Here is a 1,448-nt window from a genome sequence, read left to right as displayed (position 1 = left end):
TGAACTGCACCCCAAAAGTTGGACGCCGATCCGACCTTTGGGGTGTTTTTCATGACGAAGTACGACGAGCAGTTCAAGCAGCAGGTGGTCAACGCGTATCTGCGTGGCGATATTGGTTTTGAGGCACTGGCATCCCGTCACGGCATCGATCACGGGATGCTGCAGCGTTGGGTGGCGGCGTATCGCGCGCATGGCCGAGCGGGGCTGCAGAGCAAGTACAGCAGCTACGACGCACAGTTCAAGCTGCGGGTGTTGCAGCACATGTGGCGCGATGAGCTGTCGCTGCGCAAAGTCTCAGCGCTGTATGACATTCGTGATGCGGGTAGCGTGGCGCGCTGGGCGCGTCTGTATGATGAAGACGGTATAACCGCTTTGACGCCCCGGCCGCGAGGGCGTCTCCGACAGATGACAGCCTCCCAGCCCGACCAACCCGCCGAAGCTAAAGCGCCGGACACTCGCCCGCGCGAAGAACTGCTCAAAGAAATCGAGTATCTGCGCGCGGAGGTGGCCTACCTAAAAAAGCTCGATGCGCTGCTGCAGGCGAAGAAGCAAGCAGCGCAAAAGAAAAAACGCAAATAGTGCGTGAGCTCAGGCTGCATCATCCGGTGGTGACGCTCCTGAAGGTGGCGGGCTTGGCGCGCAGCACGTTCTATTACCAGCTCAGGACGTTGGACGCCGACGACCGGCATGCTGATCTCAAGGCGAAGATCCGTATGGTGTTCGAACGCCACAAGGGGCGCTACGGCTATCGGCGCGTCACGGCTGCGATTCGGCAGGCCGGTCATCTCGTGAACCACAAGGCCGTGCAAAGGCTGATGCAGCAATTGCAGCTGAAGTCCTTGGTGCGCTCGAAGAAATACCGATCCTGGCGAGGTGAGGTTGGCCAAGCCGCCCCTAACCTGCTGCAACGTCAGTTCAGTGCGACGCAGCCCAACCAGAAGTGGGTGACGGATGTGACGGAATTCAATGTCGGTGGGCAGAAGCTGTATCTGTCGCCGGTGATGGATCTGTACAACGGCGAGATCGTCGCTTACCAGATGGATCGACGTCCAAGCTTCGAGATGGTCAGCGGCATGCTGAAGAAGGCGCTGGCCAAACTCCGCCGCAAGGACAAACCGTTATTGCATTCGGATCAAGGCTGGCAGTACCGGATGCCGGCATTTCGCCGGCAATTGAAGCGACGCAAGCTGGTTCAGAGCATGTCCCGCAAGGGCAACTGCCTTGATAATGCCGCGATGGAAAGCTTCTTCGGCACGCTCAAGTCCGAGTGCTACAAGGGGCATCGCTTCACTTGCGTGGAGCACTTGCGCGACACGCTAGATCACTACATCCACTACTACAACCACGAACGCATCAAGCTCAAATTGAAAGGGCTGAGTCCCGTGCAATACAGAACTCAGCCCTTGGGCGCCTAGCTTTTAACTGTCCAACTTCGTGGGGTCAGTTCA

At 58.2% G+C, this 1,448-nt stretch carries 1 protein-coding gene; it reads left to right on the top strand.

Annotated features, from left to right (window positions below; genetic code table 11):
- Positions 1-51 precede the first annotated feature (51 nt).
- Positions 52-1,415 (top strand): IS3 family transposase gene (locus ACV229_RS40475; RefSeq protein WP_448088646.1). Its coding sequence is split into 2 segments (ribosomal slippage): positions 52-514 and positions 514-1,415, totalling 1,365 coding nucleotides; the frame shifts between segments, so codons are not numbered across the junction.
- The last annotated feature ends 33 nt before the right edge of the window (positions 1,416-1,448 follow it).

It is taken from the genome of Burkholderia sp. MR1-5-21, assembly GCF_053427715.1.
This window is presented reverse-complemented; position numbering and strand designations above follow the sequence as displayed.